This window comes from Myroides sp. NP-2, from assembly GCF_014145665.1.
Taxonomy (GTDB): domain Bacteria; phylum Bacteroidota; class Bacteroidia; order Flavobacteriales; family Flavobacteriaceae; genus Flavobacterium.
On record NZ_JACHTD010000015.1, the window covers coordinates 1 to 26123 of the forward strand.

Consider the following 26123-nt stretch of genomic DNA (forward strand, 5'->3'; position numbering starts at 1 on the left):
TTTTGATATGTTCTAAAAATCATTTTTTTTAACTGGTCACTTTCACCAGAATCAGGTGGTCAAGTTAAACCAGAATCAGGTGGTCACTTTTGCCAGAATGAGGTGGTCAATTTCTCCAGATTCTCCAGGCAAAAGCCACTGGATGGTCCTTGTATTTTTCAATTAGTTCTAAAGCTTCAGGTAATAGTGGAACCCTTACAGGTATTTTAGTTTTCTCTCTGCTTGATATAATCCAATCTTTTCCATCGCTTCCTTTGGCTATATTTTGAGGTACTAAGTGAAAAATGTCTATATAAGCTAAGCCAGTATAACAACTAAACAAAAACATATCAAGAACAGCTTGTAATCTTTCAATAGCAAAATTTTTGTTTACAAGGATTTCAAGTTCAGATTTAGTTAGGTATCCTCTTTCTGTCTTTTCAAATTGAAGTTTATATTTGGTAAAGGGATCTTTTTCCATCCATTCCATGGTGATAGCTAAGTTGATTAACTTTTTAAACCTTTCAATGTGTTTCATAATACCATTGTTATTTAATGGTTGATGTTTGTGAATCGGTTTACAGTTTCTCAAGAAGTTTTCAAAGTCAAAAATAAATTTGTAGTTAATCTCGCTTAAATAAATGTCAGTTCGATTGTGTACTTTACGCAAATAGCTTTTAAGGTACTTTTCCGTAGAGAAGTAGTTCTTTAGTGTACCATAAGCTAATTTACTTGTAGCTATCTCTCTGTGATAGTCTATTAGCTTTAAAAGAGATGATTCAGTATCATCATGTCCAAGAAAGATGTTTTTAACAGCTCCAATAGAGACAACTCTTTTTTGTTGAACTAATTGGTGATAGGCATCTGTAATGAGAGAACGTACTCGCTCAATATGTGCATTGATTCGAACCGTGTCCTCACTTTTTCCTTTTGCTTTTCCTTTAATGTTATCCCAAGAAGTAGGGGATATTTTTAGTTTTAAAGAAATTTCTGTTCGTTGCCCATTTACCGTTATCCTTGCGTATATAAGGGATGGGACTGTTTTGTTTGAATTAGAAATACGTATAATGAAGTGTATTCCAAATGTGTTTTTTGTTTTCATATCAATCTATTTTAATGTTAACCGAACTGTTTTGATATGGTTTTAAAAAACTACTCACCTGAATAGTACTCAAACAAGACCAAAAAGCACTGAATTAAACTAAAATAAATTGTATTTAATTTATTGAAATACAATTAGTTAAACTCGATTCGGTGAGCTAATTTACCTTTTAAAAATAGCTCACCTAATAGCTCACATTTAGATTGATTTACAATGGATTATTATGATATATTTAAAAATAAAAAAATCCGTAAGTAATTGATACTTACGGATTTAGGCACGTTCTGATGCCGAAAAAGTCGGGGTGGCAGGATTCGAACCTGCGACCTCCTGGTCCCAAACCAGGCGCGATGACCGGGCTACGCTACACCCCGAAAAGCGGAGAGACAGGGACTCGAACCCTGGCGACCGTTACCAGTCGACAGATTAGCAATCTGCTCCGTTACCACTCCGGCACCTCTCCTGAAAACTGAGGTATTCCTCATTTTTACTGGAGCAAACATACTATTAGTTTTTATTTTATGCAAATAAAAATAGAGAGAAAATAGGAGGTAAAGCACTCCTTTTTTTTACTGCATTAAGTATGAGCCTACTAGGAATAAAAAAAAAGCGTACAAAAAAAACATTTTTTTTCTTATCTGTCAATTTAAGGGGCTTGACGACCGAAAAGAACGGTAATTTTAAAGGGAAGAACCGCCTTTCTCTTTAAATTATCACTTATATTTGTATCTGAAATTAAATAAAGCTGATTATTGAACCTAATTTTTAGCCCAATTGAATCAAACAGTATATGAAATTTGATACAACCCTGACTTTTTCAAGTGATCGCTTGAAGTTCATCATCGTAAATGAACAATATGTAGACGATATTTTTAGAGAATTAACGCCTACTGTAGCAAAATATTTACCTTTTACTCCCACACAAAAAAAAGAAGATACCTTCGGTTTTGTCGCCTATAGCTTAGGGCAACTAGAAAAACAACAAGATATTACCTTGTTGGCAACTGATCGCCAAACTGGAGAATTTATTGGCTGCTGTGGAATCCACGACATCAATGAAGAATCCATTTCACTGGGTATCTGGTTGAAAGAAAGCGCAAGCGGCAAAGGGTACGGTAAAGAAATTATCAAAGCCCTAGAGCAGTTTGTATCTGATCATATGACGGTGGAGTACTTGATTTATAATGTAGATCAAGACAATAAAGGAAGCATCAATATTGCTGAAAAATTAGGCTATGTCTATCATCATAGTTTTGTGCGAAATATTAGCGAAGAAAAAATATTGAATATGCTACAGTATCGCAAAGATAACCCCTCAAAGAAGTAACATACTCAAATAAAAACAGTATTTTGTAAAAGTTCAGCTTGATTCATCGAATTAAACTGAACTTTTTTGTATTAATCGCCTAAACAGATGAAAAATAATCCCATAGCTGAGGTAGAAAACTACCTAAACCAGCCTGTTTTAACAGCCGAAGAAAGAGAAAGAGGTGACTTGTTTTTAGCCATTACCCGTGGAGAATGCAATTGGTCTAATCTATTGCTTTCCGTGGAAACAGCTTCGCAAATAGCTGTTTTAGATTCTTATATTCTACCGCTCTTGTTGGAAGACTACCATCAAACCACAACTGTACTTGAACGCGAGGTGCAATTGCGACTCTTGCGGGCCTATGTACAGCTCATGGGGAAAGATTGGAACCTATATCGAAAGGAAACTTCCCTAAAGGCTTATCCATGGCCGGAAAGTGAGACAAAAACTCAAATTGGAGATAAAGAAGAGGTAGCAAAGTACGCCTGGGTTCAACTGCTGCATATCTTACTTATTGATAGAGAGAAGATAGAAGAAGCACAAACGTTCAACCTCATTCAAGAAGGGATAAAGCAAGAAGTACTCTTAATTTTGAATATGCTCGAGCCCCAGGAGAGAACGGTATTTCCCGAAACCCAACAATGGGAGCATCAAGATTTGTGCTTCCGCAAGATTACAACAGCAGATGCGCCATTGCTACAGCGCCATTTTACTCCCGCAGTAGGACAATATTTGAGTATAGATTCCTTTGCACATCCCTTGTTGGTCGCCGAATACATCCGACAATCTCAATTGGAAATGAAAGAAGGAAGTTGCTTGGTGTTGTTGGTTTTTGAAAAACAAGGAAACGCCTTCATTGGTTGTGTAACCATTAATGATATCAATCTACATACGGCTGAAATTGGATTGTGGGTTACTGAAAAACAACAAGGAAAAGGCTATGGAACACATTTGTTACAACAAGTACTGTCTATTATAGCAGCAAGTATTCCTACCAAAAAGATTCTTTATACGGTCGAAAAAGAAAACCAACGCAGTATCAACCTCTGTGAGAAATTCGGATTCCAATATACTCGAGCGTTTATCTTAGAACCTACACCCCTCAAAAATAAGTATAGGGAGATGATTCAATATACTAAAAGTCGCTGATGGGGGGGATACAATGTGTTTATTTAGATCATTCCATCGTATTGGCTCATCGTATTGGCTCATCTTTAATCGGCTCGTCAACCGTAAACCGTAAACTGTAAACTAAAATAGCGAGGAAAACCTCGCTATTTCATATCGTTACTAAGAGAAAAGAGAAAACTATTTATTAGAATTTATAGCGTACAGCTACACCAAAGTCGATGTAGAGTCCGTCGCGATACGAGTCGTTTAAGTACAGTTCAGGACGGGCATCCAAAGCAAGTTGCAAGGGAATTTCATCAAAGGTATACTCTATACCCACTGTACCTGTAATCAAACCAAATGTACCATTGTCTTTGTATCGCTTGCCAGAGCGACCGTAATACTTATAACTGTAATTTCCTACAGCTGCACCAACACCTGCATACCAATCAAAGTTACCTTCAATATTCCACACCCATTGGTATATACCCGTAATCTTTGTGGCGTTATAGTCATCGTTGTTTCTAAAACCTAGATCCAACTCTAAACGATTGTTTTTGGATAAATTGCGTTGGTATGATATCTCAGTACCCAATCCAGCGTTTCCGCCAAAGCGCAATCCTATCGCATTTTTAGGTCCAGACTGCGCAAGAGAAGCAGTCGTTAATAATCCCGCTAATCCCAGTGTAAGCAGTAGTTTTCTCATTTCGTATTGTATTTTTTTGTTAGGGCAACAAAAGTAAGTAATATCTAGTAGGATTAAAAAAAAGGCCACATAAATTGAATAAAAAGAAAAAATATATCTTTTCTGTTGTCAGTTTTAAATAATGGTTTTACTTTTGTGACTCAATTATCAGGAATTTTTCTAAAAACAAGTAGAAAAATAGCAACCTGCAACAACAAGCAAGGTGCTCCAAAGGATAAGCCAGTCATGGAAAAAATGTTGATCTACCTCTCGTGGGTATACTTGCTGTACTATATTTTTTCAATGGATATCTTACCATTACTTGTTTTTAGATATAAAAACTAAATATATGTCAGAAAACAAATTGTACACCCTCATTCCTTTTTTTGTTTTTGTCGCTGTTTTTCTAGGAAGTGGAATAGCCTTAGACAACTTTTATCAATTGCCATCACCTATTGCTATTAGCGTAGGAATAATTACGGCTTTTGTCTTGTTTTATAAAACCCCAATGAAAGATCGCATCACTGCACTTATTGATGGATGTAGTGATAGTAAAATCATCACCATGTGTTTGATTTATCTCTTAGCCGGTGCCTTTGCTGCTATCACCAAAGCGATTGGTGGGGTAGAGGCGATGGTTAATATTGGCCTACACTTTATTCCTGTGGCTTATTTAGGTGTAGGAATCTTTATTATTGCTTGTTTTCTTTCTCTTTCTATTGGTACTTCTGTGGGTACTATTGTAGCTTTGGGACCTATTGTGGTTGGATTAGCAGAGAAAACGGGTAGCTCTATGGGACTGCTTTGTGGTGCCCTATTAGGGGGAGCTATGTTTGGCGATAATTTGTCCCTTATTTCCGATACAACCATCACCGCTACACAAACATTAGGCTGTGAAATGAAAGATAAGTTTAGAGCCAACTTCAAACTTGCCATACCTGCAGCACTATTAACCGTTGGGGTGCTCTTTTTTATGAAAAACGATGCAACTAATGTCGCCTTGGATTTGAGTGAAAAGACCAATTATATCTTGTTGATTCCCTATATACTAACCATTGTATTGGCTTTGGTCGGTATAGATGTATTTATCGCGCTTTTTATGGGTATCCTAGGGGCGGGAATCATCGGTTTAGTTCGCACTGATTTTGACCTAGTCGGATTGGCTAATCACACCTATCTCGGATTTACTTCTATGACCGAAATCTTCCTTTTGTCTATGTTGACAGGTGGATTGGCGCGTATGATCGAGCGTCAAGGAGGATTGGCGTGGATTTTAAGCAGCATGAGAAGCAAAATTAAAACCTCAAAAGGTGCCGTATTTGGCATCGCTTCCCTCGTATCAGGAGTGGGAATCTGTATGGCCAATAATACGGTGTCCATCCTCGTAGTCGGAAATCTCGCCAATGATGTAGCTGATGAATATAAGCTCAATCGCCCCTATGTGGCTTCCGTCCTCGATATCTTCGCTTGTATTATTCAAGGAATCCTGCCATATGGAGCGCAAATCCTGATCTTATTGGGCTTTACAGAAAAAAAATTAGGCTTTATTGAACTAGTCACTCATGGATATTACTTCCTCTTTCTGCTTCTAACTACCTTGTTTTATATGGTCTTTTTTAGAAAAGAAGTACAAACAGTTTAAAAAATTCAGTCTCGAATTACAAATTGTTTATATTTGCCCTTTGTCAAAACAAAATTGAATCATACATGAAATTATTAGAAGGAAAAATAGCAATTATTACCGGTGCTACACGTGGAATCGGAAGAGGTGTAGCTTTAGCATTTGCTGAACAAGGCGCTAACGTAGCATTTACCTATAGTTCATCGGTACAAGCAGCGGATGAATTAGTAAGTGAACTCGTAGCTTTAGGTGTTCAAGCAAAAGGATATCAATCAAATGCAGCTGAATACAATGCAGCTGAACAATTGGTGGAAGAAGTTTTAAAAGACTTTGGTAATATTGATGTTTTAATTAATAATGCAGGTATCACAAAAGATAACTTATTGATGAGAATGTCTGAACAAGACTTCGACGCAGTAATTGAAGTAAACTTGAAGTCTGTATTTAACATGACCAAAGCAGTACAACGCACCATGTTGAAAAATAGAAAGGGTTCTATTATCAATATGAGTTCAGTTGTAGGGGTAAAAGGAAATGCAGGACAAGCAAATTATGCAGCATCAAAAGCTGGGGTAATTGGATTCTCTAAATCAGTTGCCTTAGAATTGGGATCAAGAAATATTCGTTGTAACGTTATTGCACCAGGATTTATCGAAACAGAGATGACAGGCAAATTAGCAGAAGATGTAGTAAAAGGATGGACAGATGCCATTCCTTTAAAACGAGGGGGAAGACCAGAAGACGTTGCGAATGCATGTGTGTTCTTAGCTTCAGAATTATCTGCTTATATTACAGGACAAGTAATCAATGTGGATGGGGGAATGTTAACCTAATCCAAGGAAAAGATATATGTATAAGGGAGGGTACAAGGTCGACTTGCACCCTCCCTTTTTTTGTTTTTTGCCTCCTCTTTTTTTGATTATAATAGGGCTTACAACCAGCCTATTACCGTTGTTTAAGCGAGTAGTTCAAGGAGAAAAAGACGTGTAAATATGACGAAGTGCGAAAAAAATATTTGATTTATATAATAAAAAAGGATAATTTTAAATGGCGGTTGAACTAAATTAACTGCTGTTTATTCGAACTATCATTGAAAGATTTTATAAAACACAACCAAGCAGCCTGGGACAGCCAAGCCAAAGCAAATGCTCCTTGGTCTCAGCCAGTCAGCAGTGCCTTAGTAAAACAAGCTAAACAAGGAATAGCGGACTTGTATGTCCTACCTACCAGCCTAGACAAAAATTGGTTAGGCGATGTCAAAGGAAAAAAAGTACTGTGTTTAGCATCGGCTGGTGGCCAACAAGGCCCTATACTAGCTGCCTTAGGTGCAGAAGTAACCGTCTATGATTTATCAGAAGAACAATTGCAGAAAGATCGAGAAGTGGCGGAAAGAGATCAGTTAGATATACAAACCATACAAGGGGATATGCGTGATCTTCACCTATTTGAAAACGACTATTTTGACCTAATTGTTCACCCAATTTCTAATTTATATGTCGATGATGTTACAAAAGTTTGGGAAGAATGTTATCGCGTGTTAAAAACTGGCGGAAAACTTATCAGTAGTTTTTACAATCCCGTCGTGTTTGTAGAAGACCGACAAGCAGCCGTAAAAGCACAAGGATTGATCCAACCCAAATACAAAATCCCTTATGCTGATCAAACCGATTTGTCTCCCGCTGAATTACAGCAAAAAATGGAGAAAGGTGAGGCCCTTGTGTTTGGCCACTCCCTCAAAGACTTGATCGGAGGACAAACGCGTGCCGGATTTGCTATTACCGCCTATGACGAGGCCTGGCAACCCAATCCGCGATTTACAATAGATACATTTATTCCCACATTTATTGCAACGCTTAGTGTAAAATTAAATAATTTATAGTTTCTTGAAGCATATGGAAAAAAAACGCAGTTGGTTAGGTATTGATTCTATATCCGTGGAACATTTTACTGCCATCGAAAAAGAAGGAAGCTTTCACTGTAAAGGTGAATTAGTAGGAAATAAAAACAATCGCATTTACGGCGTAGAGTACCAGGTGGTTACTACCTCCCAATGGGAGACTCGTTTCTTTGATATTCGCTGTCAAGAAGGGCATCGCCATTTTCAATTAAGTGGTCATAAATTGAATGACCAATGGATTATTGATGAACAAGAATACCCTCATTTCAAAGAATGCCTCGATATTGATATTGCTGTAACTCCTTTTACCAATACATTGCCTATCAATCGATTGAATATGGCTGTGGGCGAATCAAAAATAATTCCCGTACTCTATATTAATCCTTTAGAAGAGAATTTTACCCTCGTTCAACAAGAGTATACTAAACTATCCGAAAATACCTACCACTATAAAAATATTTGGAGTGATTTCGAAGCGACCATTACCCTCGATGAGGAGGGCTTTGTAACGGAATACCCCGGTCTGTTTAAAGTGATCTAACTATAAGATTAAGAGCTGTCTGTTTTGGAGAGCTCTTTTTTTTTGCTGCCTCAAGGGATGATAAACACTTCAATAATCTATCAAGTATTCCATTTTTTTAAATGTATTGTCTTTTTGTTAATTATTTTATTGGGTGATCTTTGTTTTAACGATATATGGTGGATTTGAACTGTTTTTTGAAATATTTTTACTTTGTCTTCTAAGTGGAGGTACAGCCCTTTACTGAGGCTGTCTTGGTTGTGGAGGATATTTAGGTTGTTAAAATGATACAAGTATTTTGTAACTAATCTAAAAAAGAGATGTTTTTCTATTAGAGCGAAATAAGGTGAAATTCAAAAAGTTATGGAGATGAGTAAGTACAAAATAACCAATGAATCCATGGAGTATAATGGCTACCTGCTTTGGCGTATAGAGTGTTTGAAAACGCGTAGAAAAGGAGGGTGGGTTGAAAGTGAGTTAAATTTAAGTCAGACAGGAAGTTCGTGGATTGCTGACAACGCCAAGGTATATGGTGAAGCGGCTATATTAGACAATGCCGTTGTCAGCGGGAATGCTGAGGTATTTGGTGCAGCGCGAATTACGGCAGAGGCACAAGTATACGGCAATGCTGTGGTTTCGGATTATGCCATTGTCACGGCTAGTGCTCAGGTCTACGACGAGGCATCAGTAGAAGATTCAGCTCAGATATATGGCAATGCTACTATTTGTGGCAATGCCTTAGTTTCTGCCTACGCCAAAGTATATGATTATGCTTCTGTCGAAGGCTCAGCCCAAATATATGACAATGTACATGTGTATGGGCATGCAACAATTAAAGACCGCGCCTACCTCTACAAAGATGCCCACGTCAAGGGAAACACCATTGTGTCTAATAACGAACGCGTAGGAGAAAATCTATACAATTGGGAGGATGTCAATGCCTTGTCAATGTTGAAAATAAGTATGGTAGACGGCAGTAAAACGGCAGTGCTTTACGCGAATGGAAAACATCAAGTTGCCATTAAAATTAGTTTAGAGGCCCGAGACAAAGCGGGGTTTTCCATTGGCATACCCGCTAAAGAAATTATGGAACATATCGAATTTGTCGATGAGGAGAATAACCCCATTCAACTCAAGCTAAGCTATTCTGATCAGGCGGGATTGTACGTCTATCCCCCAACAGAAGAGCTCATACAACAAAGGACGGGCCCAGTTTCGTCTGCTGTACTTTATCTCGCTATACACGAATACACCAAAGAATTTAGACTCTGTGTGCGGTCGAAGATCAAACAGTGGTCGCAAGATCAGAATATACAAAGAATCAAACGCGTGGAATATACCACTTCTAAGGAGTTTAACTACAGTGCGATCCCACCGGATTACATTGCCGTTAAAGTACTGCCTAAACGACAATTTACCCAAGAAAATATACGCGTACAAACGTTTACTGAACTAGACGTTAACGGCATCCCAAACTCCAAGCTAACGAAATACTATGTACAGTTTAATGCACAAGATGGTTTGTTTATTCGACATAGCTCTTGTATTCCGAGGAAGTGGTTTCACTACAGACAATTGGGAATATACAAAGGCTGTACCATATCTACAGATCACAGCTTTTCGGCGGATGACAATGCAGTATTTACAGCTAAATTTGAGTTTACCTCTAGTAAGTTCAGAAAAGTTATGGCGAAGAACCACGAGGTAGAAGGCTTGTGCTTTTGGGTATACCAAGCATGGGAAGGGCTCGTATGGTCCTATTACGAATGGGGAGGAGAAATGTATTTTTCCCTATTTGATCAATGCGGAAACGAAGCCAGTCTTATTGCACACGCAGGCGAAGAAGAGCAACTGCATTTTTTCGTGCGCATGGAAGAATTTAATCACGGATAAAAAAGAAAGGCTTACGTTCAAGCACCTGGGGGTGATGCAAGAGTAGAATGGTGTAAAAGTGAAGAAGAGCGTTGAATAGTCAACGCTCTTCTTAGGTATAAAGGCTATCGTTTACAGGTTTTTTATGGCATTCTTTTATTTGTAGCTAGCTTTTGATTTACTGTTTTTCTAAAATGATAGCGAATTTGTTGAAATCCGCGGCTGCATTGATTATATGGCGATACTGATCCCAGTAAGTAACAGGCAATTCTACAAAATTATACCCTTCTAAGTTTTTGATTGTGATCGTGTTGTCTTTTTTGTCATGCGTAATGGTAAAGTACGCCAAGGTTTTGTTCTCCGGATCTAAATAATAAGCTTTATCGAGATCTTCTATATTTTTAATGCGATAGCCCTGCGGAAGTTCGAGGGTAATAGTTCTTTCGTAGGAACGGGCAGCGTTCAGTTGAATGGGAAGTTTGCGCGGTTTATCCGAATAAAACTCCATCTGTTTACCAATGACAGCGCCAATTTCAAAGATATAGTTACCACCTGCTTTTTTGAGTAAATCGGTGGCAAGGTAGCTCGCTTCAACAATAAAAGGATCCAGTCCGATGCGTTCTACGTCAATATTTTTAACTGTGGCAGTAATGAAATCTGTTTGAATGTTGTAGCTTTTAAACAGGTCTTTTTCGATCTGTTCCCGCTCTCTCGGTGAAGAGAAATACAGATACGCTTGTGAGCTATACGCCATATCTCCTGTAAACGTTATATGTGAACGAACAATGGGACGATCCAATTGAGATAAATCTACGTGAATATCCGCAAGGTCTTTAGAAAAGAAGTATGGAAGTTCAATCTTTTTAAAATCAGAAATTCCCATTTTAACCCCAGCGTAAAGCTTGTTCTGAATAAATAATCCGTACTGATCGTGGTAGGCCAAATCAATAACAGGTGTACGCGTGTGCATCGTTGTAGGATCCATGTAACCCTTACTAGTAGGAAAATAAAACAACACATCATTTAAGCTGAGATAACTCACGAATTTCGGATCAAATGGATAGCGATAGGCATTGGCTGTGAAGACAATTTCGTACGGAATCTCAAAGGCGTTAAACAAGTTGATATACAGCGTTGTCAAATCGTTTAACGTTCCTTGTTTAGAGCGCAAAACTTCAGTAATTGAGCTGCTTTCAATATAACTGTTGTGTTGAATAGTCGTTTTTACAACACTTTCTATGGCTCTAATTTGAGCTAAGGCATCACTTTCTTTGCGGATGGATTTCACAAATGCAGCTAGTGCTTTTTGTTCGTTTTTATCCAAGTCTCGGTGTAAATTGGCATGGGCCCTAGCCGTAAATTCTTTTTCGCCATAGGGATCCGCTGTACTTGCATGTATATTGTTGTAGAAGCGGGTGTGAATGTATTGGATGTTTTTATGCCAATTCGAATAGCTTTCATCGTTAGCAATCCCTGGAACATTAGTATTCACGCCTACAAGGGCAATGCGATCGCTATAGGTCTCGTTGTCTTCTGTCAATGTTGCAGCTCCGTTGTAGGAACGACTGATAAATTTTAAGTGGTTGGGGTAAATGAGCTCAATGGAACGTCGCTGAATATAGGACTCGCCTTGCATTAAAAAAATGCGCCCTGTTACGTCCGCAGGCCCTTTTAACACATAGTGTAAGTCAATTACAGCACCAATCTCCAACCCGTCAATCGGAAAGTAGTTGTAGTCTACTCCAGTTTGGGAATTGTGTTCCTTTTCTATAGACTTCTCGTTTAGCGTCGTTACTTTACCGTTTTTATGGGTCACCCTCAATTGGACATCCAAAAGGTTTACACCCTTATTTAGCGGTATATAGGTTTTGTTGTTGTACTCAATTGCCTCCTGTGAGTTGATGTATTTCTTGGAGTAATAAGACAAGATTTCATTGGATTGATTGCCTTCTGCTATATATTCAACTTGAGTGTGTTGAATGAGGATGATTTCCTTTTCAGCCTCTAATTCTTTGGTAGGGGTAAAGGGGGTGTCGTCAAATTGAAAGGCTTTATACGCAGGTTCTTGTGCCCATAGAAATAGGGGAAGTACCACTAGAATAAATGGAATTATTTTCTTCATATTTTTTCTAAGATAATAGGTTCTAAGTAATTGGTGTTTAGTTTTTTAATAGTTTCATTCCACCCTTCGAAATCATCGGGATACAAGGTTAGCTTCTTGGACGCAATGGCATAGCGCAATTCAACGGTGTTTTGGTCGGCACTACAGATAAAACTGGCCTCGAAGTAGGCATTAGACAGCTTTTGATTCTCAGGTATATACTTAATGCGATACCCTGGAGGGATGTTCAAAATAACGGTGTTGTCATAGGCTTCTAGTTCATCTACCTCATAGGGTGTTTGTCGAGGGAGTGCAATATTGTCTTTTTGAAATGGTTTGTACAAATTTAGGTCGACATACAACTCATTTCCCGCAACAATAACCGCATTGGGGATATGGTAATCAAAGCGAATTTCTGTCGGTTTATCCGATAGATCCAGCTGTTCAATCGAGTGAAGTGTCGTTAGTTTTAAGTTGGAAATATGTCGGTTGACAATAGCTTCCACCACATCTGCTTTGGAGTTTCGCCCACTATAGGTAAGGTTGGCGTGTACAAACGATTTAAAATACCCCCTAAACTTCAAACTAGCCTTGCTTTCGAGCTTTGCTTGTTTAATTGTTAGAGAGTCAACCGTTTGCAAGGTGTTTTTGGTAGCAGCTGTCACAGGGAGCTTGTGGATTTTGTACTGAGAATCATCTAAAGCCACGAGTAGCTCCTTGGTTTGAATACTACTAGGTACGAGTCCAAAAGGCAAAAAAGAATTCGTAGCATCCAAGCAAATGCTTTGTTCCCCTGTTTCGTAAAAGGCAATCATATGGTTGTCTACTTGAGGTGTAGGCAGTTCTTTATAGGAATACGGAATCTTGCGCGTACCTACCCAAGCGATATAAACACGGTCTATGCCTATGGAATGACACATGGCAGTAATAATACTCGTCATGTCTTTACAATCGCCATAGCGTCTCTCAAAAACTAAATCTGCTTTTCGAGGAATAAAGCCGTCATATCCAGCTTCAAAAGCGATGTATTTTATGTTCTGTTGCACCCATTGGTAAATGGTTTTTACCTTTTCTTCTTCGGTGGCTAACCCTTGCGTCAATGCCTTGGTAAACGCTATAAAATCCGGATCTAAATCAGTATTAAGTGTTCGAATAAACGTCGAATAGTAGGCGTAGAGCTGATCGACGTCTCCCAAGAGGGAAACCTCCTTGTCTTTGGTAGAGAAAGAAGTAATCCAAAAATAAACAGAGGGATTGAAATACGCCGCCGCTGGACGGTTTTCCTCATAAGGTAGTAAAGGTGGATTCGACAGTGTCCAACGGTGAATGTTCTTGCCGCGTTTTACTTCTTGTGTATAGGTAATTGAGGTATTGTCCGTATTAAACGTGCGAAAGGCCAATTCAATATCCGAATCTGCAATAATCTCAAAGGTGACTTTTTCATTGGGAAGATGAGATAATACCCTAAAGGGAATCAACAAAAAAGGATCTGTAAACTCATGGGTAAAGGAAAGTATGCGCTTCGATCCTGGCGTTAACCCACTGTAGTTCACTATTTTCTTTTTTACGTCCGAATGGAAAATAGAATTGCGATCAAAAGGAGATTCTGTTATTCCTTTTGGCGCTATTTTCTTGTACTTATTATTTTGTAAGCTCAGTGTATAGGCATCAAACGAACGCAGTGGATTTAACTCCGAAAAAATAGTAAAATCCGATGTAGCGTGATTGTTCTTATCGCTCAGCAACAAATAATACTCCTCATACGTATCGCGCATAACCACTAATTCACCTTTCTGTTTTGTTAGCGTATAGGTCTGTTTATAGTCTAAGATAATCTCGTTGTATCCCTTGTACTTCTCTGATAATTCAGCTAAAGATTGTCCTTGCACCAAGAAACTGCACAACAAGAAGAAGTAAACAAAACTACTTTTTATTGGATAGGAAATCTGAATCATAGAAATAAGATTGTTTAAGGGTATTGGCTTCATAAAGGTTAAAATCACCGTGAAGTTCTCCTTTGTCAAAAGTTTGTTCAAACAATTTTTCACCTGTTGAGGCATAAATAGTTTTTACACCAGTAGTGGATTGAAAGTTATACGGTACACTAGAATATAGGGAGCCATTGCTGTAATAGATTTGCTCAGCTCCGTGTTTTTTTCCTTGCGTATAACCTAAGCGATAAGATTCTTTACCCGTTGGATTATAGAGTGTTAATGCTCCGTCTAAGAAGTAATGCTTTAGGTGAACTTCCGCTGCCAATTGTCCCGATTTATAATGCGATTGCACCACAGTATCTGTTGCTGAAATTGGTAGGATATCGCTTAATTCTTCCGTTGCTGATAGCTTTCTATAGCCCACTAAAACATCTAGGTCATACACCAAAGCGAGCAGTGGTGTGCCTTGTGAATTAGAATAAATTTCCTCACCATCTGTGTAATCCATGATGTAGTTGGTGTGAATGGCAACTTTGCCTTCAGGATAGTAGAGCTGACGACCACCGTGATTTGAATTTCTAATAAAGGATGCTGTTACCCTTACTTTTCCATCTGGGTTTAGGTGCTCATTTGAACCATAGCGCTTGTCTAAAATTAAGGTACTACTGTCATTTACCACGCCATTAGGGTAGTAGCTGATATAGGTTCCATGAAGCTTATTGTTGCGCATGGCATACGTATCTAGCAGTATAGCTGACGATAGATCCGTGCGCTTTACAGGACCGTTAAAAGTTCCACCTTCCAGGGTGTAGGTTGTTTTTGTGTTGAAAAGTGTAGAGGTAAAGGTTCCTTTAGTCGCAAATTGATCCAAGTGAAGGCTGTGCATTTCTTTGCCTTGACTAAAATCAACTTGATAGAGTGCTCCTTCGTCATAGTGATTCACGCGATAAGGGAGTCCGGTTTTGGTGTAATAGACCTCTTTGTGGTCTAGGGCGTTATCCACATAAAAACGCTTGATTTCAGGGATTGGATAGTTGTAAAAAGACGTAGAAGGCCCTGCTTGTTCGCCTGCAGTATAGTAATTCATATACACGAGCTGATCACCTCTATAGTAGCGATATAAGCCCGACATTTGACCTTCCTCTAGGGTGTATACCTCGTCTAATTGACCCGTTTTGGTGTATTTTTTAACCTCTCCAATCGCTTTGCCGTTCGCGTAGTTCGTTTCATTAAACTTCGGACCATGGGGGTAATAGTAAGTCCAAAGCCCTTCTTGTAAACCATTTACTAGTTTCCCCTCTCCATACAACTGACCAGTAGGGAAATAGTATTGCACCGTTCCATTCTTAGGGAGAACTTCTAGTTGTTGTGTCTTAGGGTTATACGTTTGACGCTCCGTTAACTTGTCTTTTTTGTATTTTTCAATCAGGTAAATCTGCCCCTTTTCATATGAAATTGCCGTTTCTAGCTCGCCATCTGCATCGTACATATACTGATCCACATGCTCGCCTTTGATGTTGTACGAATCACTTGTTTTCATTTGGCCATTTTCATACTGATAGTAGTAGGATAAAACCCCATGATCGAAAAATTCTTTGTAATACACATATTCATCTCCCTTAAAGAGCGCTTCACTCTTTAGGGTGCCATTGGGAAAATAGGTGACACCCAAGCCTTCTAACAACCCATCTTTGTACGTATACTTACTGATTAGGGTGCCATTCTCATCATAGATCGCAATCTCGCCCTCTTTTTTCCCGTCTACAGTAGTGTATTGGTATTCTAACTCGCCTGTTGGAAAGAAATAAGAAACTTCTCCGTCAATTTCGCCGGCCTTGTAATCCAAAGTACCCTTTTTCGTTTGAGCAATGTGATAGACAGTAGTTCTGCCATCGTAGTTTTCTTCTTTGATATTTTCTTCTAAAAAGACTTTTCCCGTCTTGTAAAAAGTCGTTTTTGTACCCGCTATTTTATCAGCAGTATAGGGTTCGGTAGACAATAGTTTCCCTCTTTGTGTATAGCGTTTGAGCATTCCAGAAAGTTGATGATCCAAGAAGGTTCCTTCACTTTCCTTATGGTAGTTTTTACTCACCTGAAAGGCAGCCCCATTCAAGTGATCTAGATCGCCTTGGTAGTAGAAAAAACCATTGTTCGTATCCGTAACTGTATAGGTTTTTCCCTCTACTGTTGCTTGGTAAAGTAGGGGGTATATGTGCGTTTGTAAGTCGTTTTGTACGTAGTTGCGAATCGCAGTTGTTTGTTTTTTGAAAAGCTTCGGATAAGAATCCTCTTGGGTAATCATCGCAAGGTAGGTAAAAGGAGAAAGCAAGTCGCGTTGTACAATTTCTTTCATCCATGGCGTATAGTGACTTTCAAAAAATCCCCCTTCAACCTCGTGCTCATTCATATACTCCAAAATTGCTTGAATAACTCTTGTTACGCGGTGATTGAGCTCTACCTTGAGCGGATAATCTTTGTGTTGGGCTAAGTTGTTTTTTAAAATAATGTCCAATTCCGAGAAATCATCTCCTTCATTGCCATATACCAATTGAGGGGTAACGGTATAAATATCAGCTAAATTGCGATTGAGGTGATATAAAGACTCTTTAGCCGCATCCGTATCAGGATGAATCGCTAAGTAAGACAATAGCGAAAGCAAGCCGATGGCTGTTTGCCCATCTTCAATAGCGATAAGCCCTAGAATGTAATAAGCCTGTCCGTAATTAGGAGCGAGGGTGATCACTTCTTTTAGCAAGTCTAAAGCTTGTTGCTTTTTGCCCTCTTTATAGTAAACAAGGGCTTCGTTAAAGGTTGCAAGCACATTGAGACTGTGTTCTTTCTTCGCTTTTGCAAAATATGCTAAAGCTTCAGCGTACTTCCCTTGTTCGCTCTGGAAAATACCGTAGGACAAAAAGTAGTTTTCTGGTATCTCCTTGCCGTATTGATCAATTAGTTGTTTGCATAAAGCTTCAGCTTCTGGCTTCTTATCAAGCGTTAAGTACAACAGGATACGCTGATATTGCGCTTCGAAGTAAACAGGATCTAGCTCGTCTACTTTGGCGTATTCGGCAATAGCCTTTTCAATTTCGTTGTTGTTTTTGTACGCTAGCGCTTGCTCCTCCAGGGAAGCTGCGTTGTACGTGGGTTCGATTTTTTCTTGCGCGTAGGCAGTAAATGTTGTCGTTAGGAAAAGTAAAGGAAAGTAAATCTTTTTCATCCGTTAAAGTGTGTTAAAGGAAGTAAAGATAATAAACTTAATAAAAAGTTAATGGATTAAATCTGTAATAAGTGAATTATTAAAGTCTATGTGTAAATAAGTTGATTTTAATTAAAATTACTGTAGTATTTGCATAAAAAAAGGAACATTGTGCTCCAATGCTCCTTTAATTATCAACTAACTTTAACTGCTTCTTTAAGAAATCAATATTATGACACAAATGTCCGTTTTTCTTTCAAAATGCATATTACGGTTAGGTTATGTGATTGTTATAGTTCGTTACTCAAATAAATCGAACAAACTTTTTTTCTTTTCTTTCTTAGGCGCAGTTTTCTTTCCTGAATCCGTCGTTTTTGTGGATGTGGTATTTGCAGTATTGTCTTGTTTGCTGAATACATCTTTCAATAAGGTTGTAGATCTTGCATCCTGTTTATTTCCGCGGATATTGTTTTCCTCCACAGCAATCATAGTAAACACGCCTTCCATGGTTTTCTCCGTTACATAATTAGTCAAATCTGGATTGACAGGAGAAACCAAAGGCAAACTGTTGTATTTGGTAAAAATGCCTTCCCAAGCAGTTGTAGCTCCTACTTTTGATAGGGACTCCTCAATGATTGGAGCAAATTTAACAGCGAGTTGTTTGGAGGTTTTTTCCTTTAAATACGCAGTGGCAGAAGACTGTCCGCCAAGGAGAATATTAGCAGCGTCCGTAAAGGTCAACTCTTTAATTGCCTGTACAAAAATAGGGGTTGCTTCTTCTACCGCGCTTTCCGCTGCTCTGTTTAACAGCTGTAAGCCTTGATCTGCCACACTTCCCATCCCCATTGAGCGTAGGGTTTTATCTACTTTTTGCAATTCATCTGGCAGCATGATCTTTACCATTTCATTCTTGAAGAATCCGTTGGGTTTAGCAAGTTGACTCACTTGTTCTTGAATCCCCTTGTCTAACGCTTCTTTCAATCCTTTTCCAATCTGATCTTGGGATAAATTGCCCAATACACTACCTAATTTACTCTGAGCATTTGCGGTGTAATTAGTACCTAAAACACCAAGTAACAAACATGCGCTTATCAAAATTCTTCTCATTATTGTTCTAATTATTAAATTGATTTACTATAAGTTATGTTTGGTCTCTTCTCTCACGGCTCGCACTAGAATGTCCACTTTGCTTTGGACATTTACCGATTCGTTCAACAAGAGATTTTGAAGCAACAAGGCCGAAGTTACCTCTGGTGACTTTGCCGTTTGTTGAATCGTACTAATAAGGGTGTTTTTGGTATGTACAACAATAGCCCATAGCTCTTCGGATACGTAGAGCTGTTGTGTGACATTGTATTCAAATTCTTGTTCGAGGTGTTGAACCAACAAATGAGCATACGCCTGAGGATCGCTACTCACTGGTTGTACGCGTAGAATCAACTTCTTTAGATCGCTGCGCTCGGCATAGAGCACCAAGCGCTCACACGCCTGCAATTTCAATGCTTTGCTGTCAATACCCGTGTCTTTTGCGGTCAACTCTTTAATGATAAAGTAATCCCGTTTGGATTGTCTTTCAACGATATTTTGAAAAAATATATAAGACAAACCCGCTACGACTAAAGCCGGTACAATATATTGAAGCGATACAAGAATAATATTTAGATCCATGAAATATAAGTTTGAACAAAAGTAATACTATTTGATTAAGATAAGACGCTTTAATAGAAACAAAACTTGTTATAAAGTAATAGTAGTTGTAATTTTGGCTTTTTACGGTTATAGACACTATGCAAAGTTATATTGATCAACTTAATGAAGCTCAAAGAGCACCTGTATTACAGAAGGATGGCCCAATGATTGTGATTGCTGGAGCAGGTTCAGGAAAAACAAGAGTATTGACCTTGCGAATTGCATATCTGATGCACCAAGGCGTGGATGCCTTTAATATTCTCTCTTTAACGTTTACCAACAAAGCCGCGCGAGAGATGAAAAATCGAATCGCACAAATTGTGGGAAGCAGCGAAGCCAAAAATTTGTGGATGGGTACCTTTCACTCCGTTTTTGCTCGGTTATTGCGTGCAGAGGCGGATCATTTGGGATACCCAAGTAACTTTTCTATTTACGACTCTCAAGATAGTCAACGATTAATCGGTCAAATTATCAAAGAGTTACAACTTGATAAAGACATCTATAAACCCAAAGAAGTAGCAAGCCGTATTTCAACCTATAAAAATAACTTGGTGACCGTTAAAGCCTATTTTAACGATGCCGAACTTCAAGAAGCCGACGCAATGAGCAAACGCCCGCGTATCGGTGAAATATACGAACACTATGTTGAGCGCTGTTTTAAAGCTGGTGCCATGGATTTCGATGATTTACTGCTCAAAACCAACGAACTATTAACCCGTTTTCCCGACGTATTGGCCAAGTATCAGGACCGCTTCCGCTATATCTTAGTAGATGAGTACCAAGACACCAATAACTCACAGTACCTCATTGTACGCGCTTTATCAGACCGCTTTCAAAATATCTGTGTGGTAGGGGATGACGCTCAAAGTATCTATGCGTTCCGCGGGGCAAACATCAACAATATCCTGAATTTCCAAAAGGACTTTGACAACGTACAGCTGTATCGCTTAGAGCAAAATTACCGCTCAACAAGAAATATCGTAGAAGCAGCTAATACCATTATTGACAAGAATAAAGTCAAGTTGGAAAAAGTCGTGTGGACAGATAACGATTTTGGGCCTAAGATTAAGGTACACCGCTCATTAACTGACGGTGAAGAAGGTCGTTTTGTCGCGTCTACTATTTTTGAAGAAAAAATGCAAAATCAAAAAAATAACAGCGATTTTGCTATTCTATACCGTACTAATGCACAGTCGCGTGCTATGGAGGATGCCTTGAGAAAAAGAGATATTCCCTATCGCATATACGGCGGATTATCCTTCTATCAACGCAAGGAAATTAAAGATGTATTGAGCTATTTGCGCTTGATTATCAACCCCAAAGACGAAGAAGCGCTCGTTCGCGTGATCAATTATCCTGCAAGGGGAATTGGCGCCACCACTTTAGATAAATTAACAATCGCTGCCAACCACTACAAACGCTCAATTTTTGAAGTGATGAGTCATATTGATAAAATTGACTTGAAAATTACGGCAGGGACAAAAAATAAACTAACGGACTTTGTCAACATGATCAAAGCCTTTCAAGCGCTTGAGGAAACAAAAGACGCCTATGAAATGGTTGAGCATGTAGTGAAAAAAACAGGGCTTGTACAAGAACTGCGCAAAGACACTACACCTGAAGGTATTACTCGTATGGAAAACATAGAGGAATTGCTCAATGGTATTAAGGATTTTATTGAAGGACAACGCGAAATCGACGGTGCAAGAGGTGCTTTATCTGAATTTTTGGAAGATGTTGCCCTAGCAACCGATTTAGACAAAGATACAGGAGATGATGATCGCGTGGCTTTGATGACGATTCACTTGGCAAAAGGACTAGAATTTCCAACTGTTTTCTGTGTTGGTATGGAAGAAGATCTCTTTCCAAGTGCAATGAGTAGCAGCACGCGAACAGAATTAGAAGAAGAACGCCGTTTGTTTTACGTGGCCTTAACACGTGCAGAACACCAAGCATATCTGACCTACGCTCAATCGAGATACCGTTGGGGAAAACTAGTCGATTGTGATCCCTCGCGTTTTATTCAAGAGATTGACGATCAATACTTGGAATTTCTCACTCCCGTAGAAACGAATTACCGCTATACACCTAAAATAGATGCGGATATCTTTGGCGATGTGGACAAAAGTAAATTGCGCTTGTCTAAACCCGTGAAAGGAACACCACCAGCCTATTTAAAAAATGACGAAGAACCCGTGATGGATCGCAATATCCGCAAACTTAAGCCCGTTAATGCATCTGCTGCTGGAAGTCAAGCAAGCAATGCCGCTAACAGCGGTCTGGTTGAAGGACAACGCGTCATGCACGAACGTTTTGGCCAAGGTACCATTCTCAACCTAGAAGGAGCAGGAGCAGACCGAAAGGCAGAAATCAACTTCGACGTCGGGGGAATTAAAAAATTATTACTGCGATTTGCGAAGCTTCAAGTTTTAACGTAAATTGTATAAAACAATAAAAATCAAAGATATGGCACAGTTTGTAAAGATATATCCAGAAAATCCGAACGAAAAGGAAATAAATAAGGTAGTAGAAGTGCTGCGCAATGGCGGTTTAATTATCTATCCAACGGATACTGTATATGGTTTGGGATGTGATATCACCAATACCAAAGCACTCGAACGCATTGCACGTATTAAAGGAATCAAATTGGATAAAGCCAATTTTTCTTTTGTATGCCACGATTTGAGTAATATATCGGATTATATCAAACAAATTGATACCGCAACCTTCAAAATATTGAAGAAAGCACTGCCAGGTCCTTATACCTTTATTCTACCCGGGAATAACAACTTGCCTAAAGAGTTTAGAAAGAAAAAAACAGTGGGTATACGCGTGCCCGATAACAATATCGCAAGAGAAATCGTACGCCGACTCGGAAATCCCATTGTGTCGACTTCAATCTATGACGAAGATGAAATTTTAGAGTATACCACAGATCCTGAATTGATCCAAGAAAAATGGGACAATATCGTTGACTTAATTATAGACGGAGGATATGGTGATAATCAGGCATCTACCGTAATCGACTTGTCGGGAATTGAACCAGAAATAATAAGAGAAGGAAAAGGTTCGATTGATATTTTCTAAATTATACGAATACAAAACAAATATTTTTTAAATTTAATAAAGTCAAATCCAAGAATAAATAGGACATATGCAGAATTAAATTAGGGAAATTCAAACCTAATTATTATTTTTGTATCTGTTTATTTTTAAAGCTAAACGTATTACACTATGAATTTACATGAATTTCAAGGTAAAGAAATATTAGCTAGCTACGGAGTTAGAGTACAACGTGGTTTAGTAGCTAACAACGCAGATGAAGCTGTTGAAAAAGCAAAACAACTTACAGAAGAAACTGGTACAAGTTGGTATGTAGTAAAAGCTCAAATCCATGCTGGGGGAAGAGGTAAAGGAGGAGGAGTAAAGTTAGCTAAGAACTTAGATGAAGTAAAAGAGCTAGCTGGAAAAATCATCGGAATGGATTTAATTACTCCACAAACTCCACCTGAAGGGAAAAGAGTGAATAGAGTATTAGTAGCTGAAGATGTTTACTATCCAGGGGAAAGCGAAACGAGTGAGTTCTATATGTCTGTTTTATTAGACCGTGCTAAAGGTAGAAATATGATTATGTATTCTACTGAAGGAGGAATGGATATCGAAGAAGTTGCTGAGAAAACTCCACATTTAATTTTCAAAGAAGAAATCGATCCTGCAGTAGGATTACAAGGTTTCCAAGCAAGAAGAATTGCATTTAACCTAGGTTTATCTGGTAATGCATTCAAAGAAATGGTTAAATTCGTTGACGCATTGTACAATGCTTACATCGGAAGTGACTCTTCTATGTTCGAAATTAACCCTGTATTAAAAACGTCTGACGATAAAATCTTAGCAGTTGATGCTAAAGTAACTATCGATGACAACGCATTATACAGACAAAAAGTATATGCTGAATACAGAGATATTACAGAAGAGCGTCCTATCGAAGTTGAAGCTAAAGAAGCAGGGTTAAACTATGTAGATTTAGATGGAACTGTAGGATGTATGGTTAACGGTGCTGGTTTAGCAATGGCTACGATGGACTTAATCAAATATGCAGGTTTCGAACCAGCAAACTTCTTAGACGTAGGAGGAACAGCAGACGCTAAACGCGTTGAAATCGCTTTCCGTATTATCTTAAAAGATCCAAACGTAAAAGCAATCTTAATCAACATCTTCGGAGGAATCGTTCGTTGTGACCGTGTAGCTCAAGGAGTTGTAGATGCTTACAGAAACATGGGTGACGATATTAAAGTGCCTATCATTGTGCGTCTTCAAGGAACAAACGCTGAGTTAGCAAAAGAATTGATCGATCAATCAGGTATGCCAATTTTATCAGCTGTAGCTTTCCAAGAAGCAGCAGATCAAGTAAAAGCAGCTTTATCTTAATTCGATAAACTCAAACATAAAAAAAAAGCAGTAAACCTAAGTTTACTGCTTTTTTCATTCCATATTATTTATTTCTGAAAACTAGCTCGTCGTCAAAGGAATCTAAGAGAATCATACTCTCGGCTTTGACATGACCAGCCAAAATTTCTTTGGATAGTTTGTTCAACACTTCGCGTTGTACTACGCGTTTTACTGGTCGTGCACCAAATTGAGGATCATAACCTTTACGCGCTAAAAACGCTTTAGCTTCTTGGGTCGCTTCTAAATGAATACTTTGTTCATTCAACATCTTCATCACCCCTTGCAATTGAATATCGACAATTTGAAGGATATTTTCTTGCGTAAGCGGGGTAAACATAACCACCTCATCAATTCGGTTTAAGAACTCTGGACGTACCGATTGTTTTAACACGTTCAGCACTTCTTCTTTCGCCTCTTCTGACGCTTGTTCTATTGAGGTCGCTTGCTCGAATTTCTCCTGTATGATGTGACTACCCATGTTTGAAGTCATAATGATGATGGTGTTTTTGAAATCCGCTAAACGCCCTTTGTTATCCGTTAATCGTCCCTCATCCAATACCTGAAGCAAAATGTTAAACGTATCCGGATGGGCTTTTTCAATTTCATCTAACAATACAACAGAATAGGGTTTTCTACGTACCGCCTCTGTCAACTGTCCTCCTTCATTATAGCCCACATATCCTGGAGGTGCACCAACCAAACGACTCACACTGTGGCGTTCGCTATACTCACTCATGTCTATACGCGTCATCGCATTTTCATCGTCAAACAAATAGACCGCTAAGGCTTTGGCTAGCTCCGTTTTACCAACCCCCGTTGTTCCTAAGAATAGGAAGGAACCAATAGGTTTCTTTGGATCTTGTAAGCCCGCGCGACTTCTGCGTACCGCATCGCTAATCGCTTCAATAGCCTCCTGTTGTCCTACTACGCGTTTGTGTAACTCCTCCTCTAAGTGCAAGAGTTTTTCACGCTCACTTTGTAGCATTTTGGTTACCGGTACGCCCGTCCACTTCGCTACTACTTCTGCAATATCATCACTGGTTACTTCCTCTTTAATTAACGAATGCCCCTTCTGATTTTCCTCTAACTGCGCTTGTGCCTTTTCTAGCTCTTCTTGGGCTTCTTTTATTTTGCCGTATCTCAATTCCGCTACTTTTCCATAATCCCCCTCACGTTCCGCTTTTTCCGCTTCTAACTTAAAGGTTTCAATCTCTTGCTTACAGAATTGTACGCGGTCAACTACTTCTTTTTCTGATTGCCATTTAGCGAAAATCTCATTGCGCTCCTCTTTTATATTAGCCACTTCCAAGCCAAGCAACTTTAATTTATCCTCGTCATTTTCGCGTTTAATCGCCTCGATTTCAATTTCCAATTGCATGATTTTGCGATCTAATACATCGAGTTCTTCTGGCTTTGAGTTAATCTCCATGCGCAATTTAGCCGCTGCCTCATCCATTAAGTCAATCGCTTTATCGGGCAAGAAACGGTTGGTAATATAGCGTTCGGATAAATTCACCGCTGCAATAATAGCCTCGTCTTTGATGCGCACCTTGTGGTGAGCTTCGTATTTCTCTTTAATTCCACGTAATATCGAAATGGCACTCTCTGTATCTGGCTCATCGACAATCACCTTTTGGAATCGACGTTCTAATGCCTTGTCCTTTTCAAAATACTTTTGGTACTCATCCAGGGTTGTCGCTCCTATAGAACGCAACTCTCCACGTGCCAATGCTGGTTTTAAGATATTTGCCGCATCCATGGCACCATCACCACCTCCAGCACCAACTAAGGTGTGAATCTCATCGATAAACAAAATAATCTGACCCTCTGATGTTGTAACTTCTTTGACCACCGATTTCAATCGCTCCTCAAATTCCCCTTTGTATTTCGCACCAGCAATTAATGCACCCATATCCAAGGAGAAAATCTGTTTGTCCTTTAAGTTTTCAGGCACGTCTTGTTGTATAATACGGTGAGCTAAACCTTCAGCAATGGCGGTTTTACCCACACCAGGCTCACCGATCAACATCGGGTTGTTTTTGGTGCGTCGACTCAAGATTTGTAGCACACGACGTATTTCTTCGTCACGGCCAATGACAGGGTCTAACTTTCCTTCATACGCCAATTGTGTTAAGTTGTTGGCGTATTTATTTAGTGAATTGTATGTGTCTTCTGCAGATGCTGATGTCACACGAGCGCCATTGCGGATCTCCAGAATAGCCGCTTCCAATTGTTTTTCAGTAACACCTTGATCTTTTAGCATTTGAGCAACCGTACTCTTCGATTTGAAGATGGCCAATAGCAAGTGCTCTATAGAAACGTACTCGTCTTTCATTTTTGTTCCTATAGCTTGTGCCTCTGTCAATGCAGTTGCAGTTTCTCTGGATAGCCCAATTTGACCACCCTCAACTTTGGCAAAACGCTGTATACTCGCATCCAATGCCGCAGTAAACGCATCTAAATTAACATTGAGCTTCTTTAAAATAAATGGAGTCACATTCTCATCTACTTCTAAAATAGCCTTGAAAAGGTGCTCATTCTCGATTTGTTGCTGCCCCAAACCTTGCACAAGTACCTGTGCGCGCTGTAAGGCTTCTTGCGACTTTATTGTAAAATTATTCAAGTTCATATTTCTTTTTTTTAGTTGTTGTACTCTACT

Annotated in this window: 18 protein-coding genes, 2 tRNA genes and 1 riboswitch; of the genes, 10 read left to right on the forward strand and 10 right to left on the reverse strand. The window is 39.0% G+C overall.

The features are described 5' to 3' along the window. Positions 1–106 precede the first annotated feature (106 nt). The 3 genes from H4K35_RS13285 to H4K35_RS13295 form a co-directional block, all read right to left on the reverse strand. Positions 107–1081: a site-specific integrase gene (locus H4K35_RS13285; RefSeq protein ID WP_255492476.1), complete on the reverse strand. Its 975-nt coding sequence runs from the start codon at positions 1079–1081 to the stop codon at positions 107–109. A 299-nt stretch (positions 1082–1380) separates the two neighbouring features. After that, positions 1381–1455: transfer RNA gene (locus tag H4K35_RS13290), tRNA-Pro, on the reverse strand. 5 nt (positions 1456–1460) lie between these two features. Next, positions 1461–1544, reverse strand: a tRNA-Ser gene (locus H4K35_RS13295). A 327-nt stretch (positions 1545–1871) separates the two neighbouring features. Here H4K35_RS13295 and H4K35_RS13300 point away from each other — a divergent pair. Beyond that, positions 1872–2408 carry a GNAT family N-acetyltransferase gene (locus tag H4K35_RS13300; RefSeq protein ID WP_182628449.1) on the forward strand — a complete coding sequence of 179 codons (537 nt, stop codon included), beginning with the start codon at positions 1872–1874 and terminating at the stop codon, positions 2406–2408. An 87-nt stretch (positions 2409–2495) separates the two neighbouring features. Further along, positions 2496–3539 carry a GNAT family N-acetyltransferase gene (locus tag H4K35_RS13305; protein ID WP_182628450.1) on the forward strand — a complete coding sequence of 348 codons (1044 nt, stop codon included), beginning with the start codon at positions 2496–2498 and terminating at the stop codon, positions 3537–3539. A gap of 166 nt (positions 3540–3705) precedes the next feature. Here H4K35_RS13305 and H4K35_RS13310 read toward each other — a convergent pair whose 3' ends face one another. Next, positions 3706–4206 (reverse strand): outer membrane protein, encoded by a 501-nt coding sequence (locus H4K35_RS13310; RefSeq protein WP_182628451.1) that lies wholly within the window; start codon positions 4204–4206, stop codon positions 3706–3708. Between the two features lie 139 nt (positions 4207–4345). Next, positions 4346–4451, forward strand: a riboswitch (SAM-I-IV-variant riboswitch). 83 nt (positions 4452–4534) lie between these two features. Between H4K35_RS13310 and H4K35_RS13315 the strand changes: the two genes are divergently transcribed. From H4K35_RS13315 to H4K35_RS13335, 5 genes are all read left to right on the forward strand, one after another. Further along, complete coding sequence (locus H4K35_RS13315) at positions 4535–5827, forward strand: Na+/H+ antiporter NhaC family protein (protein WP_182628452.1); 1293 nt, start codon at positions 4535–4537, stop codon at positions 5825–5827. 65 nt (positions 5828–5892) lie between these two features. Then, positions 5893–6639: a 3-oxoacyl-[acyl-carrier-protein] reductase gene (fabG, locus tag H4K35_RS13320; RefSeq protein ID WP_182628453.1), complete on the forward strand. Its 747-nt coding sequence runs from the start codon at positions 5893–5895 to the stop codon at positions 6637–6639. Between the two features lie 257 nt (positions 6640–6896). After that, positions 6897–7685, forward strand: a complete 789-nt coding sequence (locus H4K35_RS13325; protein ID WP_182628454.1) for a class I SAM-dependent methyltransferase — start codon at positions 6897–6899, stop codon at positions 7683–7685. Positions 7686–7698: 13 nt separating this feature from the next. Continuing rightward, positions 7699–8244: a putative glycolipid-binding domain-containing protein gene (locus H4K35_RS13330; protein WP_182628455.1), complete on the forward strand. Its 546-nt coding sequence runs from the start codon at positions 7699–7701 to the stop codon at positions 8242–8244. Positions 8245–8592: 348 nt separating this feature from the next. Next, entirely contained in the window at positions 8593–10116 is a 1524-nt protein-coding gene (locus H4K35_RS13335; protein WP_182628456.1) for a transferase, read from the forward strand. Positions 10117–10273: 157 nt separating this feature from the next. On the opposite strand, the gene H4K35_RS13340 is transcribed toward H4K35_RS13335, so the two are convergent. The 5 genes from H4K35_RS13340 to H4K35_RS13360 all read right to left on the reverse strand — a co-directional run bounded on the left by H4K35_RS13340 (position 10274) and on the right by H4K35_RS13360 (position 18994). Continuing rightward, positions 10274–12217, reverse strand: coding sequence for a DUF3857 domain-containing protein (locus tag H4K35_RS13340; RefSeq protein ID WP_182628457.1), 1944 nt, complete (start codon positions 12215–12217; stop codon positions 10274–10276). Next, complete coding sequence (locus tag H4K35_RS13345) at positions 12214–14151, reverse strand: transglutaminase family protein (RefSeq protein WP_182628458.1); 1938 nt, start codon at positions 14149–14151, stop codon at positions 12214–12216. The genes H4K35_RS13340 and H4K35_RS13345 overlap by 4 nt, the downstream gene beginning before the upstream one ends. Then, a complete protein-coding gene (locus H4K35_RS13350; protein ID WP_182628459.1) occupies positions 14120–17347 on the reverse strand; it encodes a tetratricopeptide repeat protein in 3228 nt (1075 codons plus the stop codon). The genes H4K35_RS13345 and H4K35_RS13350 overlap by 32 nt, the downstream gene beginning before the upstream one ends. 279 nt (positions 17348–17626) lie before the next feature. Next, positions 17627–18433 (reverse strand): DUF4197 domain-containing protein, encoded by an 807-nt coding sequence (locus H4K35_RS13355; RefSeq protein WP_182628460.1) that lies wholly within the window; start codon positions 18431–18433, stop codon positions 17627–17629. A 27-nt stretch (positions 18434–18460) separates the two neighbouring features. Next, positions 18461–18994, reverse strand: a complete 534-nt coding sequence (locus H4K35_RS13360) for a hypothetical protein (RefSeq protein ID WP_182628461.1) — start codon at positions 18992–18994, stop codon at positions 18461–18463. A 119-nt stretch (positions 18995–19113) separates the two neighbouring features. Between H4K35_RS13360 and H4K35_RS13365 the strand changes: the two genes are divergently transcribed. The 3 genes from H4K35_RS13365 to sucC all read left to right on the forward strand — a co-directional run bounded on the left by H4K35_RS13365 (position 19114) and on the right by sucC (position 23443). Next, positions 19114–21453, forward strand: coding sequence for an ATP-dependent helicase (locus H4K35_RS13365; protein ID WP_182628462.1), 2340 nt, complete (start codon positions 19114–19116; stop codon positions 21451–21453). 28 nt (positions 21454–21481) lie between these two features. Then, a complete protein-coding gene (locus H4K35_RS13370) occupies positions 21482–22102 on the forward strand; it encodes an L-threonylcarbamoyladenylate synthase (protein ID WP_182628463.1) in 621 nt (206 codons plus the stop codon). Positions 22103–22249: 147 nt separating this feature from the next. Then, positions 22250–23443, forward strand: coding sequence for an ADP-forming succinate--CoA ligase subunit beta (gene sucC / locus H4K35_RS13375; protein WP_182628464.1), 1194 nt, complete (start codon positions 22250–22252; stop codon positions 23441–23443). A 64-nt stretch (positions 23444–23507) separates the two neighbouring features. Here the strand turns inward: sucC and clpB are convergent, their stop codons facing one another. Beyond that, positions 23508–26093 carry an ATP-dependent chaperone ClpB gene (gene clpB / locus H4K35_RS13380; RefSeq protein WP_182628465.1) on the reverse strand — a complete coding sequence of 862 codons (2586 nt, stop codon included), beginning with the start codon at positions 26091–26093 and terminating at the stop codon, positions 23508–23510. Positions 26094–26123 lie beyond the last annotated feature (30 nt).